The sequence below is a fragment of the Myxosarcina sp. GI1(2024) genome (genome assembly GCF_053543375.1).
The window spans coordinates 1,034,661-1,050,053 of record NZ_JBKGTY010000001.1 but is presented as its reverse complement, the minus strand read 5'-3'; the positions used below and the strand labels follow the sequence as shown (position 1 = coordinate 1,050,053).

At 43.0% G+C, this 15,393-nt stretch carries 17 protein-coding genes; 14 read left to right on the top strand and 3 right to left on the bottom strand.

From position 1 onward, the window contains the following. Nucleotides 1-129 precede the first annotated feature (129 nt). From ACLFKQ_RS05015 to ACLFKQ_RS04965, 11 genes are all read left to right on the top strand, one after another. Entirely contained in the window at nucleotides 130-1,119 is a 990-nt protein-coding gene (locus ACLFKQ_RS05015) for an NAD(P)/FAD-dependent oxidoreductase (RefSeq protein ID WP_448998766.1), read from the top strand. 69 nt (nucleotides 1,120-1,188) lie between these two features. Further along, nucleotides 1,189-1,809 (top strand): Crp/Fnr family transcriptional regulator, encoded by a 621-nt coding sequence (locus ACLFKQ_RS05010; protein ID WP_448998765.1) that lies wholly within the window; start codon nucleotides 1,189-1,191, stop codon nucleotides 1,807-1,809. 84 nt (nucleotides 1,810-1,893) lie between these two features. After that, nucleotides 1,894-2,541 (top strand): MOSC domain-containing protein, encoded by a 648-nt coding sequence (locus ACLFKQ_RS05005; protein ID WP_448999456.1) that lies wholly within the window; start codon nucleotides 1,894-1,896, stop codon nucleotides 2,539-2,541. A gap of 217 nt (nucleotides 2,542-2,758) precedes the next feature. Beyond that, the gene (locus ACLFKQ_RS05000) at nucleotides 2,759-3,136 is read left to right on the top strand and encodes a hypothetical protein (protein ID WP_448998764.1); all 378 of its coding nucleotides are present in this window, start codon (nucleotides 2,759-2,761) and stop codon (nucleotides 3,134-3,136) included. 97 nt (nucleotides 3,137-3,233) lie between these two features. Then, the gene (locus tag ACLFKQ_RS04995) at nucleotides 3,234-3,887 is read left to right on the top strand and encodes an FMN-dependent NADH-azoreductase (RefSeq protein ID WP_448998763.1); all 654 of its coding nucleotides are present in this window, start codon (nucleotides 3,234-3,236) and stop codon (nucleotides 3,885-3,887) included. 71 nt (nucleotides 3,888-3,958) lie between these two features. After that, the gene (locus tag ACLFKQ_RS04990; protein ID WP_448998762.1) at nucleotides 3,959-4,363 is read left to right on the top strand and encodes a Rid family hydrolase; all 405 of its coding nucleotides are present in this window, start codon (nucleotides 3,959-3,961) and stop codon (nucleotides 4,361-4,363) included. A 73-nt stretch (nucleotides 4,364-4,436) separates the two neighbouring features. Beyond that, nucleotides 4,437-5,306 carry an alpha/beta fold hydrolase gene (locus ACLFKQ_RS04985; protein ID WP_448998761.1) on the top strand — a complete coding sequence of 290 codons (870 nt, stop codon included), beginning with the start codon at nucleotides 4,437-4,439 and terminating at the stop codon, nucleotides 5,304-5,306. A 71-nt stretch (nucleotides 5,307-5,377) separates the two neighbouring features. Beyond that, nucleotides 5,378-5,734, top strand: a complete 357-nt coding sequence (gene trxA, locus ACLFKQ_RS04980) for a thioredoxin (RefSeq protein WP_448998760.1) — start codon at nucleotides 5,378-5,380, stop codon at nucleotides 5,732-5,734. A gap of 106 nt (nucleotides 5,735-5,840) precedes the next feature. Continuing rightward, the gene (locus tag ACLFKQ_RS04975) at nucleotides 5,841-6,236 is read left to right on the top strand and encodes a YHS domain-containing (seleno)protein (protein WP_448998759.1); all 396 of its coding nucleotides are present in this window, start codon (nucleotides 5,841-5,843) and stop codon (nucleotides 6,234-6,236) included. Nucleotides 6,237-6,447: 211 nt separating this feature from the next. Then, nucleotides 6,448-6,936 (top strand): YbhB/YbcL family Raf kinase inhibitor-like protein, encoded by a 489-nt coding sequence (locus ACLFKQ_RS04970; protein ID WP_448998758.1) that lies wholly within the window; start codon nucleotides 6,448-6,450, stop codon nucleotides 6,934-6,936. A 107-nt stretch (nucleotides 6,937-7,043) separates the two neighbouring features. After that, nucleotides 7,044-7,292 carry a hypothetical protein gene (locus tag ACLFKQ_RS04965; protein WP_448998757.1) on the top strand — a complete coding sequence of 83 codons (249 nt, stop codon included), beginning with the start codon at nucleotides 7,044-7,046 and terminating at the stop codon, nucleotides 7,290-7,292. A gap of 269 nt (nucleotides 7,293-7,561) precedes the next feature. On the opposite strand, the gene ACLFKQ_RS04960 is transcribed toward ACLFKQ_RS04965, so the two are convergent. Next, nucleotides 7,562-8,203 carry a DUF6335 family protein gene (locus ACLFKQ_RS04960; protein ID WP_448998756.1) on the bottom strand — a complete coding sequence of 214 codons (642 nt, stop codon included), beginning with the start codon at nucleotides 8,201-8,203 and terminating at the stop codon, nucleotides 7,562-7,564. A gap of 339 nt (nucleotides 8,204-8,542) precedes the next feature. Between ACLFKQ_RS04960 and ACLFKQ_RS04955 the strand changes: the two genes are divergently transcribed. From ACLFKQ_RS04955 to ACLFKQ_RS04945, 3 genes are all read left to right on the top strand, one after another. Continuing rightward, nucleotides 8,543-9,412 (top strand): hypothetical protein, encoded by an 870-nt coding sequence (locus ACLFKQ_RS04955; protein ID WP_448998755.1) that lies wholly within the window; start codon nucleotides 8,543-8,545, stop codon nucleotides 9,410-9,412. A 360-nt stretch (nucleotides 9,413-9,772) separates the two neighbouring features. After that, nucleotides 9,773-11,233 (top strand): ATPase domain-containing protein, encoded by a 1,461-nt coding sequence (locus ACLFKQ_RS04950; RefSeq protein ID WP_448998754.1) that lies wholly within the window; start codon nucleotides 9,773-9,775, stop codon nucleotides 11,231-11,233. A 33-nt stretch (nucleotides 11,234-11,266) separates the two neighbouring features. Then, nucleotides 11,267-12,379 (top strand): ATP-binding protein, encoded by a 1,113-nt coding sequence (locus tag ACLFKQ_RS04945; protein WP_448998753.1) that lies wholly within the window; start codon nucleotides 11,267-11,269, stop codon nucleotides 12,377-12,379. 119 nt (nucleotides 12,380-12,498) lie between these two features. Here ACLFKQ_RS04945 and ACLFKQ_RS04940 read toward each other — a convergent pair whose 3' ends face one another. Both ACLFKQ_RS04940 and ACLFKQ_RS04935 read right to left on the bottom strand, forming a co-directional pair. After that, nucleotides 12,499-13,632 carry a hypothetical protein gene (locus ACLFKQ_RS04940; protein ID WP_448998752.1) on the bottom strand — a complete coding sequence of 378 codons (1,134 nt, stop codon included), beginning with the start codon at nucleotides 13,630-13,632 and terminating at the stop codon, nucleotides 12,499-12,501. Nucleotides 13,633-13,707: 75 nt separating this feature from the next. After that, nucleotides 13,708-15,195, bottom strand: a complete 1,488-nt coding sequence (locus ACLFKQ_RS04935) for a hypothetical protein (protein ID WP_448998751.1) — start codon at nucleotides 15,193-15,195, stop codon at nucleotides 13,708-13,710. Nucleotides 15,196-15,393: the final 198 nt, after the last annotated feature.

Here is a 15,393-nt window from a genome sequence, read left to right as displayed (position 1 = left end):
AGATATTAGCTATGAAAACGCAGAATTATTCAGTTTCATAATCAAATCGAACCAATTTCTTTAAATCCCGCAAATTTGATGGATTTAGGAGGCTAAACATAAGTATTAAACATTAAGAGAAATAAAACTATGAAACTTACACGACAAAATCTTACCGAAAAAAGTGATCGCATCTATGATGTTATCGTAGTTGGTGGTGGTGCGGCTGGACTATCAGCAGGAATATATTTGCAACGCTATCTGTTTTCTAGCCTAATTATCGACAAAGGAAAAGCGCGATCGTTCTGGATGCAGGAGTTACACAACTATCTAGGTTTACCGCCAGATACTCCCGGCAAAACTCTGCTCAAACAAGGTAAAGAACATTACTTATCTTTAGGTGGCGATTTACTTAATGCCTATGTAGAAGAAGTTATCGACGAGGGAGAAACTTTTCTCGTAAGAGTGAAAGTAGGTAAAACCAACAGCACTTATGCAGAGTTTCGCACCCAATACGTTATCGCCGCCAGTGGCATTATCGACCATCTGCCAGCCTTAGAAAAGATGCAAAATGTATTTGATTATGCTGGATACAACCTGCACGTATGTCTGCTTTGTGATGGTTACGAAATGCGGAATCAAAAAGTCGGCGTATTTGCCAGTAGTGAAGCCGCAGTCCAGGTAGCGTTTAGCTTGGGCTGGTTTACGCCTCACATCACTGTTTTTACTCAGGGATTATTTACACTCAGTGCCGAACTACGTCAAAAGCTACAAGAACATGGCTACGCTCTTTTAGAAACTCCCATCGAACAATTTTTAGGTGAGAATCATCAAATGACTGGTGTCGAGTTAGCAGACGGAACGGTAGTCAACTTAGAAGCGGGATTGATTTCTATGGGTTCGCGCTATCATTCCGATTATCTACGACATCTTAACTTGGAATACCAAGGCGGTAACTTAGTTACAGATAAAACCGGACGTACTTCTCATCGCCGTATCTTTGCCTTGGGCGATTTAAAAGTAGGCATGAATCAGGTAATCGTAGCCGCTGCTGACGGTGCGGTAGCCGCAACGCAAATTTGGCGAGAAATCCGCCGTGCCGAAGGGACGAGACATCAATTATCTAACTTTGCTGCATAGTAAGCAGGCAATCGCGCCAGTAAATACACATCTTTGCAACCATAAGTAAGTCCAGCAAACGAAACAATCATGAGCTTGTTAACGGTCGAGCAACTGCCCCTAAAGTTGCAACAAACTGCAACTCACCGAACCTTGGTATCGGGTCAGATATTTTTTCAACAACACGAAGCGACAAAAGCAGTTTTTATCCTCGAAACGGGAAGGATACGATTAGTCAGCTTTAGCCAACAGCAGATCGTTACTCACTACTATATCGAAGCAGGAGAAAGTTTTGCCGAGACGGCTTTATTCTCCGATACTTATGCCTGTAGCGCGATCGCCGAACTTCCTTCTCGCGTGACCGTCATCGATAAAGAACTGTTGCGTCAAGCTTTGAGAGATTCATTCGAGCTAGCCGATCTATATATGCGTCAATTAAGCGATCGCTTTGAGACTGTCAAAACCTTACTGGAGTTGAGAAGTATTCGTTCGGCACGAGAGCGTTTACTACAGTATCTAACTCGTCAGCAGAAATTTGACCGTAGAACTGTAGTGTTGCAGCGTCCTCTAAAGGACTTGGCGACAGAGTTGAATCTCTCTCCAGAAGCTGTTTCTCGAACTCTATCCCGTTTGCAAGAAGAGGGCATAATTACTCGAAAACCAAGAAGTATTACGCTAAATGACGATTGGTCAAGTATAAATAACGATTGATACAAAAGCGATCGCAGTCATGGCAGTCAATCGGCAAAATTCCTAAACTTCCTCACAAATCAAAAAAAAGATATTATGGCATCTATCAAGCTGGTTTCGCTCAATGTCGGTCTGCCTCGCGAATATGAGTGGCAGGGAAAAACGGTCAGCACGGGAATTTTTAAAGCACCGGTTACCGGAACGATTAAATTGGATACCCTCAATTTCAATGGCGATGCCCAAGCCGATCTTACCGTTCACGGTGGTATCGATAAAGCGGTCTATGCCTATCCCATAGAACATTATCAATACTGGCGTAGTCAACTACCAGAAGTAGAGTTCACCTGCGGAATTTTTGGCGAAAATCTAACTATTTCGGGCTTATTAGAAACCGAAGTTAATATTGGCGATCGCTTTAACCTCGGTTCTGCCGAACTGATGGTAACGCAACCGAGGATGCCCTGTTACAAACTCGGTCTGAGATTTAATCGCCCCGACATGGTTAAGCGTTTTCTCGGTAGTCTGCTTACTGGTTTTTACTTTCGCGTCTTGCAAACGGGAGATGTTAAAACTGGTGACGAACTCAAGTTAATCTCTCGCGATAAGCATCGGGTAACAGTTGCCGACATTACCAAACTTTACGTCAATAAAGAGCGAGATTTAGAGTTACTGCAACGTGCCATAGAAGTAGAAGCATTACCCGCAAGCTGGCGCGACTATTTCCGAAAGCAACTTAAAAAAGGATCTAATTAATTAGTAACAGCGATCGCTTCGAACTCTTACTGGTAACGCAAGTCAAAATAATTCTACGGTCTTTGGATACCCTCAATCTAGGTGGAAAGAATTTTCAACTAATACTCATATAGCTCTCGATTTTGACGCAAGGCTCTACTAGCAGAATTTAAGTCCAGGTAATCTTCATTATTTCGATTTTTAACTTATTCATTACTGACTAAAAGGAGTAATAACGATGACTGACAAACTTTCTATAGGTGGAACTGCCAATATTCGGGCGATCGACGAAACTAGCTTTGCCGTTGCCATGACTGGTGTGTTTGACGGTGGTGTTTATGCCAAAGTTACTGGGGTTACAGAATCAGCAGATGGTCACAAAAACTACAATCTGCGTCACTACTTCGTGGCGGATGATGGCAGCTACGTCTATACCCAGGATAAATCCGTGCATATTCCAGTCAAAGGCGCAAAATATTTAGCTCAAACCACTTACAACGTAGTGGAAGCAGGGGGCAAATTTGAAGGTTTGACGGGTTCTTTTCGCAGTTGGGGGGCAATGGACTACGAACAAGGGGTTGGTGTTCTCCGTTTTGAAGGTCAACTCAATCGCTAATCGTCTTCTTCCCAAATCATTTATGGGTTTAGAGAACAAATTTACCCGAACCCTTTTCTAAATAAAAATCTTCGGAAAAACCAACGGAAAGACAGAAATGACGACTCTTTTACAAATTGATGCCAGTGCGCGAGTTACTCGCTCCCTTAGTAGAGGTTTGACCGCTGCTTTTACCGAAAAGTGGTTAGCTCTTCGTCCCGATGACAAGATAATAAAACGAGATGTGGGTCTCAATCCTCCCCCTGCCATCAGTGAGGAATGGATTGCAGCAGCTTTTACCCCTTCTGAAAAGCGCACGGCAGAACAACAAGAAGTCTTGAAGATATCTGATGAGCTATTAGCAGAACTAGAACCTGCGGACATTATTGTCATGGGTACGCCGATGTACAACTATGGTATGCCTTCAGCCCTCAAAGCTTGGATCGACCAAATTGTTCGTCTCGATCGCACTTTCTCATTCGATCTAGCTCGCGGAGAACAACCTATTGAACCCATTTTGACAGGAAAAATCTTAGTTATTCTGTCTTCGTCTGGGGAAGGTGGTTTTGAACTTGGTGGTGTTCATGCAGACATGAACCATTTAGAACCCCATATTCTGACAGCTTCGAGTTTATTTGGCGTAAGCGAACATTACATCATTCGCATCGAATATCAAGAATTTCGCGACCACAGACATCAACAATCGATTAAAGCTGCTTACGATGCCATTCCTGACTTAGTACAAAAGCTGACTCAACAAGTTGCAACGTAAGAGACGACGCGAATTCAAATCAATGAAAATTACCAAACAAATAGCAATACTCACAAGTAAGTAGCAAATCTATGTCAACCAAAATCCAAACTTATAATCCTCAGCCAACTGCGGAGGTTTTCAAGCCTTTTAATCTCGCTCTAGCAGCAAAAGCAAGCGATCTTCTATTTGTTACGGGTCAGATTGGCTTTAACGATGATGGAGAATTTCCGTCTGATTACGATAGCCAAGTAGAGAATGTATTTCGGCATCTCGAGCGCATTCTCAAAGATGCCGATGCCGACTGGTCGAATGTCGTACAGATGCGTAGCTTCCACGTGGGAGCAGATCTCGAAGCACAGTTTCCCAAACTTTTAGAGATAAAAGCCAAGTATATGCCAGAACACCAACACGCTTGGACGGCGATCGCAGTCAATCAACTAATTCCCTCACCGAGCCTTATCGAAATCGATTTGGTTGCGTACGTCGGCAATTGAAGATTGAGAGACGAGAATCACTCGAAGGACTTAACTCGCTCGCAAACAACTTAAATTTTAGGGAGGTTTCATTATGACCAAGTATCGCACCGTTAACATCGATGGACTAGAGATTTTCTATCGCGAAGCTGGTTCGCCCGACGCACCGGTAATTTTGTTGCTGCACGGCTTTCCCACTTCCTCTCACATGTTTCGCAATCTCATTCCTGCATTGGCTCATCGCTATCGTTTAATTGCCCCAGATTATCCTGGTTTTGGTTATAGTTTCATGCCGAGTGTAGCTACTTTTGACCATACTTTCGATCGCCTGACAGAAGTTATGGAGCAGTTTGTTCGAGCATTGAAGTTAACCCAATACAGCCTTTATTTGATGGATTACGGCGCACCTATTGGCTTTCGCCTCGCCACTGCCCATCCCGAAAGAGTCCAAGCCTTGCTCATCCAAAATGGCAATGCTTATGAAGAGGGTTTAAGAGAATTTTGGAATCCAATTAAAGCCTATTGGCAAGATAAGACTCCAGAAAATGCCGAGAAGTTAAAAGAATTACTAACCATCGATGCTACTAAATGGCAGTACACTCATGGCGTTCGCGATCCCGAAGCAATTAGTCCCGATAATTGGCATCTCGACCAGCTATTTCTAGATCGACCTGGTAACCAAGAGATTCAATTAGCACTGTTCTATAGCTACGGTTCTAATCCTCCTCTATATCCCCAATGGCAAGCATATCTGAGAGAACATCAGCCACCAACTCTAATTACCTGGGGTAAAAACGATTACATCTTTCCCGCAGAAGGAGCGTATCCCTACAAAAACGACCTTAAAGATCTCGAATTTCACTTATTAGATACGGGGCACTTTGCTCTAGAAGAAGAAGGTGAAGTGATCGCCAACTACATCGACAACTTTCTCTCCAGTCGCCTACTCAAACAGGTAGCCTAATTAGCGCGATCGCGGCAGATTACAACTTACTTCAAGATTTTGGATTTATTTTCATTTGGAGGTATCAAACTATGTCCGAACGAACCAAATACGTAACGTTAAATACAGATAACTTTGCTACAGAAGTTCTTCAAAGTTCGATTCCCGTTATCGTCGATTTCTGGGCACCTTGGTGTGGTCCCTGTCTAGTGATGAATCCGATTATTACTGAACTGGCAGAAAAATATCACGGTGTTGTCAAAGTCGGAAAGTTGAATATTGATAACTATCCCCAAATAGCCAGTCAATATCATATCGAAGCAATTCCCACACTACTTTTCTTCGAGGGTGGTAAAGAGCAAGAACGCTTTGCTGGAGTACTTCCCAAGCTCCTACTGTTTGAAAAAGCCGAAGCTCTGGTTAACTCAGACATCAAGAAAACGGCTTAGAAGACAGCAACGAACCATCAATATCAAATCCCAACTCGATCGCGTCGTCGAGCCGAACTAACACTAACTCTTACTATCCAATAGTTTCATTCAACGAGGTTAAATTATGTCTAATCCAATTAGCTTAGATGAAAAAGGAATCGCCCTTCAAGGTTACGATCCCGTTTCCTATTTCAGCGATAGTCCAGTTAAAGGCGATCCTCAGATTAGCTCTACTTATGAAGGAGCGACTTACTTGTTTTCCAGCCAAGAGAATAAAGCTCAATTTGAGTCTGCACCCCAACAGTACATCCCTCAGTATGGTAGTTATTGTGCGGTTGCAGTCTCTGAGGGCAAACTCGTTCCCGTCGATCCCGAAACCTACAAAGTGACCGATGGCAAGCTGTATTTATTCTACAATGGCGAACATGGCAATACTAAGCCTCAATGGGAGGCGGATGAAGAAACCCTCCGCACTAGAGCAGACGACCATTGGCAGAAAGGAGATTTGACTTCAGCTTAAATTAGCTATCCAGCGATCGCCAGCTCTGGCGATCGCAATTGACGTTTAATCGGGTTGACATAAGTAGATATAACTTTATGTTTATTTCCATAGATCGATGAACCAGCTTCTCTCTCAGCGTTAATCTACTTATGTAATTCTAGGGGACAGCCAGCATTGCCCTTCAGCTTTTTTTAAAGATCGCAATTTTAGACAAAAGGCAAGCAATACTATGAGACTTCTAAGTGACTCTTTTTCTGCTGATGGAATGATTCCATCCCGCTACACTTGTGACGGAGAAAATATTTCACCTGCTTTGAAGTGGAATGATGTTCCGTTGGAAACGCAAAGTTTAGCCTTAATTGTTGACGATCCCGATGCTCCTGGTACTATATTTGTCCACTGGGTAGTTTATGACTTATCCCCAAAAACGCGAGAGATTGCTGAAGATGTTACTCCTGGAGAATCTTTATTAGAAGGACGAGGAACCCAGGGAAGAAACGGTTTTGGTAATCTGGGTTATGGAGGACCTTGCCCTCCTGATGGAATTCATCGCTACTTCTTTAAGCTGTATGCTTTAGATGGTCCTTTGGGATTAGCCGCGGGTGCAACCAAACAAGAAGTAGAAGCGGCAATGGAAGGTCATATTCTCGCTCACTCGGAACTAACTGGACGCTATGAACGTATTGGAGAGCATAAACACCAAAAAAATAAACTTTAAACTGAGACTCAGAAGACATTGGTGAAACTCAAGTTTGAATAGAAGTTTGAAAAATTTTTGCTCCTAGAACTGACGTTAAGATTAAAGTAGTAAAATAAGGACGAATTATGAGTGAAGAAATAGCTAACCAATCTTCAAATAATCAAAATAAAGACCAAACCGACTCTAATAACCAACCCAGGATCGATCGCGATAAAATTGTCGACCCACCAGAGTTAGTCAATCAGCCCAATTTTCCTGAAAATCCTGAAGAGGTAATTAGCAACCCTGCTGTAGCACCTCAAATGTTGGACGACCGAAGAGATTTGAGGGGAGATTTAACTAAAGATCGGGAAACCAAAAATCCCTCAGAGTAAGTTTTAGTAATCAAATCTTCATTAGATTGTACTCGAACATAGATAATAAATTTCTTGGACGAATCATCATTAACCGACAGTCGCCCGCAGTAATCTCTGACTAGCCGTGTTAAAAAGAAAAAATACAAGGGAAAAAAGATTCATTTTTCTATTCATGGAAGAGGTCTAATATTAATATAAATAAATTTGGCTGTTGCTTACTGGAAAACAATACCGAAGCAATGCCAAATATCCAAATTATCTACGTTGATAGAACAGATTATTTTTGACTAACCATCTTGACGTTGCTCATAATCTTCAGAGGATTGGGGGTCTGTTTCCCAACGCTCTTCGTCGCGATGCTCCAAAATCTCATTGGTTCGAATCGAAGAGCGATCGCTCATTTCTAGACCTACGGCAGCTCCTAAATTATCGACAATGTCTTGGTCGGGTGTACTGGCGGTTCCTCCCACTGCCTCATCTCCTACTGCATTGGCTTGTTCGTAATTAGCATCGGGATCCTCTCCAGTCAATACCGAAGCGGCTTCATTAAATTTTTGGCGACGACTATAATGACCTCGTCTTCCAGAGCGGTCTAGAGGTTGACCCTCAAGTCCAGTTCCATAGGTTTGAGTAAATTCTGACGGTAGATCGCTACCAGTTTCTCGATTGTTAATCTCCCGCTCGATAGTTTCATCTATGCGATCGCGGTCTTCATTGGCAGTTGTAGGGTTTGTCTGCTCTGCCGCAACGGTATTGAGATTTTCTGACTCTAGAGCGACCTGTTCTAAACCGATTTCAGTCTCTATTGGTTCTACTTGTTGTGGTTTTTTTTCTGTATCTATTTTTGTTTCGCTCTCGTTTCTATTCTCTTCTGTATTTTCGGTTTCAGAATTAGGTTTTAGTTTTGAACGGTTAATTTCATTTAGCATGAATTTTTCGATCCTCTTACTCTATCCTATTTGCAGAATATCTAACTTCGAGGGTTACCTAAATCCTCATTAAGGTAGAGTTAAATTGAACTTGAAGCATTTTCATCATCAGACCAATAGTAGAAACGATCGCACACTTGCGATCGCCTAAGTGCGATCCTGCTCTACATTTGAAGCTTGCCCATCTTAGCGTTAGTAGGCTAAAACCAGTCGGACTTTCAACTTACACTAAAAATAAATAAAGTCACACGCCAAATTTAGTTAGCAATGAGTGCAAGTGCATAACGAGCGGTAATGGTACGTATTTATTTTGGTCAGTACACTTCTAGGAGAACCATAATGTCTCAAGCAGTTGCAGTAGCTATTATTCACGGTATCGGTACGGCAAGCCCAGAATTTGCAGATAAAAGTAACCCTCAGACTTTTGCTGGTGGTATGGCTCAGAAACTCAAGGGGAGATTTGCCAAGCTGTTGGGAGAAGAAATAGGAGATGTAGATTCAAAATTGAAGATTGAAGTAGTTTATTGGGCACCAGTTCTGCAAAACTTGCAAGATGAGTTAGAAAAAAGATTGGAAATCGACCGACTGAGTAACCCTCTAAAACTACGCGAATTTGTCTTTCATTCCCTAGCAGATAGCATCGGCTATCAAGTAACTCCGTCCGATAGAGATATCTATGATAGCGTGCATCAAGAGTTCGCCCTCACCCTAAAGCTTTTGGCTCGAGAAGCTGGTGAGAAAGCTCCACTATGTGTTGTGGGTCATAGTTTAGGGTCAGTTATAGCAAGTAACTACATCTGGGATTTGCAAAATGGTAACACACAAATAGAAATTGGTGACACTCCTTTGGAAACAGGAGAAACACTTACACTGTTATATACCTTTGGCAGCCAAATCGCTCTGTGGGGTCTACGTTATCAGAACTTTGGCACACCAGTTACGATTCCGTCACCTAAACTAAATCTACATTATTCAAATTTAAAAAGTGAGTGGATTAACTTCTACGATAGAGATGATGTTCTCGGATATCCCCTCAAAAAAATGAATGATAAGTACGAAAAAGCCGTTACAGAAGACCGAGAAGTAAATGTCGGTAATATATTAAGTAGTTGGAATCCTGGTTCTCATAATGGATACTGGACTGATAATGATGTGATTGAACCCATTGCTGCTTCGCTGGTTGAGGTATGGAAAAATGCTTATTTATAAACCTCACAATTGAATTAGCTCTCTGAGTGCCTTATCCCTCTCAATCTCAACATTAACTATCGGCTCGGTCATGTAATCGCGCCGATTCTTTATACCCAGATAACTAACTCCTCATCCTACACCTACCAGTCAGTTCTAAAGTTTTAAGTCGAGATGTTAATAAATACCTACATACAATAAAATAAAAGTTATTATTACAACTCAGTCGTTCTCAATCTTAATGTAGATAAATTACTCCCTGTCTTCTCCTTTGTCGATTGGATAAATTTTATACTTCAAGCAATCGAGCAATGCCATGAATAGCTCGCACCAAAGTTATTATTTTCGTCCGTATAAACCGAGTTTTTATCGATATTTAAAATGATCTTGACTCGCATTTCTACAGGAATCTCTGGTTTGGACGAAATTTTAGCTGGAGGTCTAATTTCGAGTCAAACTTATTTGGTTTATGGTAAACCCGGTACTGGTAAGACCACTTTGGGATTTCATTTTCTCGATGCTGGAAGCTCTCAAGGAGAAAAAGCAGTATTCATCAGCTTTGGCGAGCCAGAAGCGCGGTTGAGACGTAATGCCAGGTTAATTGGCAAAGATTTAGACCGAGTTGAGGTTCTCGATCTCAGCCCTACAGCGGATTTGTTTACGGAGGATCGAACTTACGATATTTTCTCCCCAGCCGAAGTGGAAAAAGAACCGATTATTCAGAGTATTATCGCTCAAATAGAACAAATACAACCCCAACGCATCTTTTTAGATGTCATAACTCAATTTCGCTACCTGTCTAAAGATGAGTTTCAATTTCGCCAGCAAATACTATCCTTCATGCGTTTTGCCCTCGATCGCCAGATAACTTTGCTGTTTAGTGCTGAAAGTAACGAGTGCCATTCTGATGAGGACTTGCAATTCATGAGCGATGGAGTAATTCAGCTAGATACGACTCCAGAAAATCGTAAAATTCGGGTAATTAAATTTCGAGGTTCGAACTTTTCCGAAGGATACCACGATTTACAATTGAGCGATCGCGGGATGAAAGTATTTTCCCGTATAATTCCTGAAACTCATCAACACAATTTTAGATCTGAGACGATTTCGTCTGGTATTCCCGAAATCGACGAATTACTCTGTGGCGGTATCGAACGGGGTACGGTGACTATTATCAGTGGAGCGAGTGGGGTAGGTAAATCTACCTTGGGAATTCAGTTTATGAAAGAAGCTGCCGGTAGAGGAGAGCGTTCCGTGCTCTACGTTTTTGAAGAGGGTACCGAAACGATTTTACATCGTTGTCAAGGGGTTAATATTCCCGTGCACGCTATGATCGAACGGGGTACTCTCTCGATAGTTTCGGTCGAACCACTACAGTATACTCCCGATCGCTTTATCCACTTGGTGCGCTACGAAGTAGAGCAAAGCAACGCCAAGATCGTTATGATCGATAGCACCTCCGGTTATCGGCTGTCAATGCAGGGAGAAAATCTAATTCGTCGGCTACACGCCTTATGTCAATATCTCAAAAACATGGGTGTGACGGTTATTCTGGTCAATGAAACTCATGTGATTACTGGAAATGAGTTTAGGGTTACCGAAGAGGGACTTTCTTATTTAGCAGATAATATAATTTTTCTGCGCTATTTAGAATTAAAAGGTCAACTTCGTAAAGCGATCGGCGTACTGAAAAAAAGAGTATCGGATTTCGAGCGTACCTTAAGAGAATTTACCATTACTAAATATGGTATTAAGGTAGGAGAACCTCTGGTTCAGTTGAGAGGAATTTTAAGCGGCGTACCCGACTGGATCGAGAAGAATCGGAACGAGCGAGATCGTTAACGCTACACTAATTTGTAATCCGGTGGAATTGGTATGAACCGAATTCTATTATTAATCGACCAGCAGAAAAACCGTCATTTATTATCTCAGTGGCTTAGGGAACAATACCAAGTCTGGTTACCTGAAGATAATGAAGATTTGGTTTCTCAAGGAGAAAAATTACTGGCTGAGCCCTTCGATCTATGTTTTGTTGACTTTTCGGCAATCCGCAAACTAAGAACGCAAATGCTTGCCAAACGAGAAGCAGAGAATCCCCTATTTTTACCATTCGTTTTTCTGACCAATTTAAAACATATCGGCATCTCTACAGATCATCTCGAAACTTTAATCGATGATGTGATTCATATTCCCATCGCCAAACTAGAATTACATACTAGGTTGAGAGTGCTGCTGCGATCGCGTTCCTATTCGTTACAGCTTCAAGAAGCAAAAGAGCGAGTCGATCGCGCTTTGGATCGAGAAAAAGAACTCAATCGGTTAAAATCTCATTTTGTTTCGGTTGTTTCTCACGAATTTCGCAATCCCTTGAACAGTATTTCAGGAATGGCACAAATTTTAAAGACCTATGGCGATAGACTGACTCCAGAAAAAAAAGCCCAGGTATTAGAACAACTAGAGCGTAATGTTACCAAGATGAACGAACTTTTAGATGACGTGCTGATCGTCAGCCGTCAAGAGCTGGGCAAACTTAATTTCAATCCCGCACCTTTAGAATTACCAACTTTTTGTCGAAGTTTGATTGAAGAAATACAGTCTGGTTTCGGTGGAGAACCCCAAATTAATTTTGTCTATCAAGGAGAATCCCAGCAGTTTAATTTAGATCGCAAACTACTGGGGCATATTTTGGCTAACCTGCTCTCAAATGCCTGTAAATATTCTCCCTCAAATAGTATTGTTGAGTTTAAGGTATGCTGTCACGCTTCTGAGATTCTGTTTACAGTTAGCGATCGCGGTATGGGTATTCCCGATAAAGATCTCGCTAATCTCTTCGATCCTTTTTACCGCGCCAGTAATTCCGATGAAATTCAGGGGACGGGATTGGGACTGACCATCGTCAAACAGTGTGTGGAGCTACATCAGGGTAAGGTCAACGTCGAAAGCCAAGTAGGTAAAGGTACTACCTTTACTATTAGTCTTCCTTACTAGCTAGTTCTAGAAAATTGCTGTTAGGATTGCATTTCCCAAGTGCCACTGCAAGGATTAAACTGTCCTTACCTCAGATAGTCTTAACCACCATTGCCGTGATCGCCAAGGAGCGGCTCAATTTAAATAGCTATAAAGTCTGACCCACTCAAGCTAGCTGTATCGACTCCGGTTAAGGTTGCTAACACCTCTTGCCCAAAGCGAATCGTGTTTCCTGAAAAAGTCAGGTCGTCATAACTCAGCCCGCCTGCTAAGCCGATTAAATCGTTACTAAAGTCTTCAATCGTATCGCTACCATTTCCCGAAGCAATCACAAAAGTATCTTTACCGTTGCCACCGTTGAGAAGATCGTCACCAGCACCCCCATCAAGCAGATCTTTACTATTGCCACCCTCAAGCGAGTCATCTCCTGCGAGACCAACTAGGGTATCTTGCCCGTTACCTCCAGACAGTAGATCGTTGCCTAAGCCTCCAGAGAGACTATCTTTACCGTTACCGCCCTCAAGTACTACGGGTTCTGGTTCTGCTATGACTAAACTAGCCAGTAGTGGCTCGTGGTCGCTGGCGCGAGTGTCAGTTGCAGCAAACTCGGCATTAATATGGACGGTATCGAACAGAGAATTGTCGCTGAGGCGATCGCTGACTAGAATGTGATCTAACCCCTGAGAGTTACCATCAAAGATGAAGCTGTAGCGTTCATCGGCAGGCAGAGTCTCAGTCAGATTAGTCAGAGTCTCTTCGAGAATATCTAACGGCGAGATAAACTCGAACTCGTTGAAGTCGCCGATGGCTGCCACATTCTCTTGAGAAAGATCCTCGATGTAAGCTTTTACTGCCTGAGCCTGTTGGCGGCGATCGTCCACATCACCATTAATAGTAGGGTCTTCTTGAAAATCGACGGCAGGTTGAAGTGCGCCAAACAGAGGTGCGCTGCCACCCTTGGAGGAAAAATGGTTGTTTACTACTACCTCCTCTTGACCTTTGAAAGAGAAGAAACCTACTAGGGGCAAACGAGTATCGAAGAAGGGATTATCGGGATTTGTTTGCTGGTCTTGAGAATCGACTACCGTTTGTACCGAACCCTCAAAGGGCTGGTCGGGTAGCGGCTCGTCAGAGAGGCTGACACGGTTGGGGTTGTAAAGAAACGTAGTGCGGATATTACCGCCAGGCTCACCGCCGCTGGTATCATCCCCGATAAAGGGGTTGTCGATGAATTCGTAGCTAATACCGCTAATTTCTTCGATGCGATCGACCAACAACGAGAGAGTGTCATCCGCCGCAGTTACGTCACTTTCATCGGGAGCTATAGCACCGTCGTTATCCTGAATCTCCTACAGTCCCACAATATCGGGCAGGTTGAGATTGTTGACGATGTCATTGGCGATTGCCTCAAAGCGTCCGTCGGCAATGTCAGTGTCTCCGTCGCTGTCGTTAGGATCGAGATTGAGAACATTGTAGCTGGCAACGGTGAGTCGATCTTCGGCGGGGGAAATATTGCTAACTTCCGGCGTTAGAGACGATTGGTCAGCAAAGGTAACCGCTTCAGTTGCCAGCACCTCAAAGTTACCAAAGCTGTAACTGACTACACCAGTTACATTGTTGAGTTCTGCACCAGTATCGACGTTGGGAATGACGTTTGGGGTAAACGAGTCATCATCAATTTGTACTCGTTCGGGATTGAAGTCATTGGGTTCGATGTTAATCGTGCCGCGATCGCTGATGTTGGTAGCATTTGCGCCGTTATTAACGACAGTAAAAATTTCTCCAAAACGCATCGTACCAGATACTGCTAACGGCTGATTAATCGTTACCCGCATTCCTTCTAGACTTTCATAAAAGTCGATGCCATCTTCGTTAGGTGCGTAAGTGCCTTCGTCTTCTAAAACTTTGTAGAGACTGTTGCCATCGTCGTCGATGATTTGCGTTGGTGGAGTGCGATCGACCCCCAAAATGACCGAGTCTGGCAGTGCGTTACCAGTAGCTAGAGTAATAATTGTGGGACTGCCAGAAATTTGAGTAGTAGAAAGATTGCCAGTGTCAGCACCGCCAGGAATAAATTCACTTACCGTCCCGCTTACCTGGAGTTCCTCGCCTACGCTTACGCTAGGATTAGAGCCAGTGAAGACAAATAGAGCATCAGAAGTGGCAAGATCCCCATCTCCGGTAGGATCTTGAAGATAAAATCCATTAGTATCTACTGCGGTGACAATCCCTTTAGTAGTAACGGAGCGATCTTCAAAAGGAGAAGTTTGTGCCGCTCCTTGAATTTGAGGTATGGGCGTAATTTCGACTTCTCCACCGCCGTTGTTGCCACCGCCATCGTCTATAGTAAAGTTTTGTCCTGTATTAACCGCGCCGAAATTATCGTCAGCAGGCTCACTCCAGACAAAATCTTCAGATTGGGTACCCGTGCCTGCAAGCTGAAGCGAAAAACCCACAGGATTGCTGCTTCCTTCTTCAACACCAATCTCAGTGCTGTCCATACCAGAAGCTACACCACTTGCCGCAGTGAAGATTCCTTCGTAACTAAGAAATTGAATAACTGTATTGTTATTATCAACTAGGGCGAGTCCGTCTGGAGAACCATTTTGAATACCCGCTCGCTCAAAAGAGAGAGTACCAAAATCGTCATCTTGATTGGGAATAATACCGCTGAGATTAATCGTGTCATAAGGCGAACGCTGACTCTCAGTTCCGTTGTAGAGAACCGCACTCCAGCCTGTTAAATCAGTTCCCGCAGGTCCTGCAATTTCAATCGCTTCACCCGTATCAGTACGATCATTATCGTAATGAAGTTCGTTAATAAAAACAGATGCCATTTTTCTTGAATAATTCTCAGTTAATTCGGTCGTCAGAAACTAGAGCGATCGCGACAAGCAAATTGCGCAGGGGAATTCGGACGGCGATCTTCTCTCCGTCTGAATGACTAGCCCGTACATTTGGATATCGATCGAATAATTCTCGTCAAGACCATCTAACAATCTCTCAGTCTTGAGTTAATAGAAAATAATGCTGTA

Bases quoted from the DNA above. Each gene is read 5' to 3' on its own strand.
- ACLFKQ_RS05015 (WP_448998766.1), top strand. From the start codon at position 130: ATGAAACTTACACGACAAAATCTTACCGAAAAAAGTGATCGCATCTAT.
- ACLFKQ_RS05010 (WP_448998765.1), top strand. From the start codon at position 1,189: ATGAGCTTGTTAACGGTCGAGCAACTGCCCCTAAAGTTGCAACAAACT.
- ACLFKQ_RS05000 (WP_448998764.1), top strand. From the start codon at position 2,759: ATGACTGACAAACTTTCTATAGGTGGAACTGCCAATATTCGGGCGATC.
- ACLFKQ_RS04995 (WP_448998763.1), top strand. From the start codon at position 3,234: ATGACGACTCTTTTACAAATTGATGCCAGTGCGCGAGTTACTCGCTCC.
- ACLFKQ_RS04990 (WP_448998762.1), top strand. From the start codon at position 3,959: ATGTCAACCAAAATCCAAACTTATAATCCTCAGCCAACTGCGGAGGTT.
- ACLFKQ_RS04985 (WP_448998761.1), top strand. From the start codon at position 4,437: ATGACCAAGTATCGCACCGTTAACATCGATGGACTAGAGATTTTCTAT.
- trxA (WP_448998760.1), top strand. From the start codon at position 5,378: ATGTCCGAACGAACCAAATACGTAACGTTAAATACAGATAACTTTGCT.
- ACLFKQ_RS04975 (WP_448998759.1), top strand. From the start codon at position 5,841: ATGTCTAATCCAATTAGCTTAGATGAAAAAGGAATCGCCCTTCAAGGT.
- ACLFKQ_RS04970 (WP_448998758.1), top strand. From the start codon at position 6,448: ATGAGACTTCTAAGTGACTCTTTTTCTGCTGATGGAATGATTCCATCC.
- ACLFKQ_RS04965 (WP_448998757.1), top strand. From the start codon at position 7,044: ATGAGTGAAGAAATAGCTAACCAATCTTCAAATAATCAAAATAAAGAC.
- ACLFKQ_RS04960 (WP_448998756.1), bottom strand. From the start codon at position 8,203: ATGCTAAATGAAATTAACCGTTCAAAACTAAAACCTAATTCTGAAACC.
- ACLFKQ_RS04955 (WP_448998755.1), top strand. From the start codon at position 8,543: ATGTCTCAAGCAGTTGCAGTAGCTATTATTCACGGTATCGGTACGGCA.
- ACLFKQ_RS04950 (WP_448998754.1), top strand. From the start codon at position 9,773: ATGATCTTGACTCGCATTTCTACAGGAATCTCTGGTTTGGACGAAATT.
- ACLFKQ_RS04945 (WP_448998753.1), top strand. From the start codon at position 11,267: ATGAACCGAATTCTATTATTAATCGACCAGCAGAAAAACCGTCATTTA.
- ACLFKQ_RS04935 (WP_448998751.1), bottom strand. From the start codon at position 15,195: ATGGCATCTGTTTTTATTAACGAACTTCATTACGATAATGATCGTACT.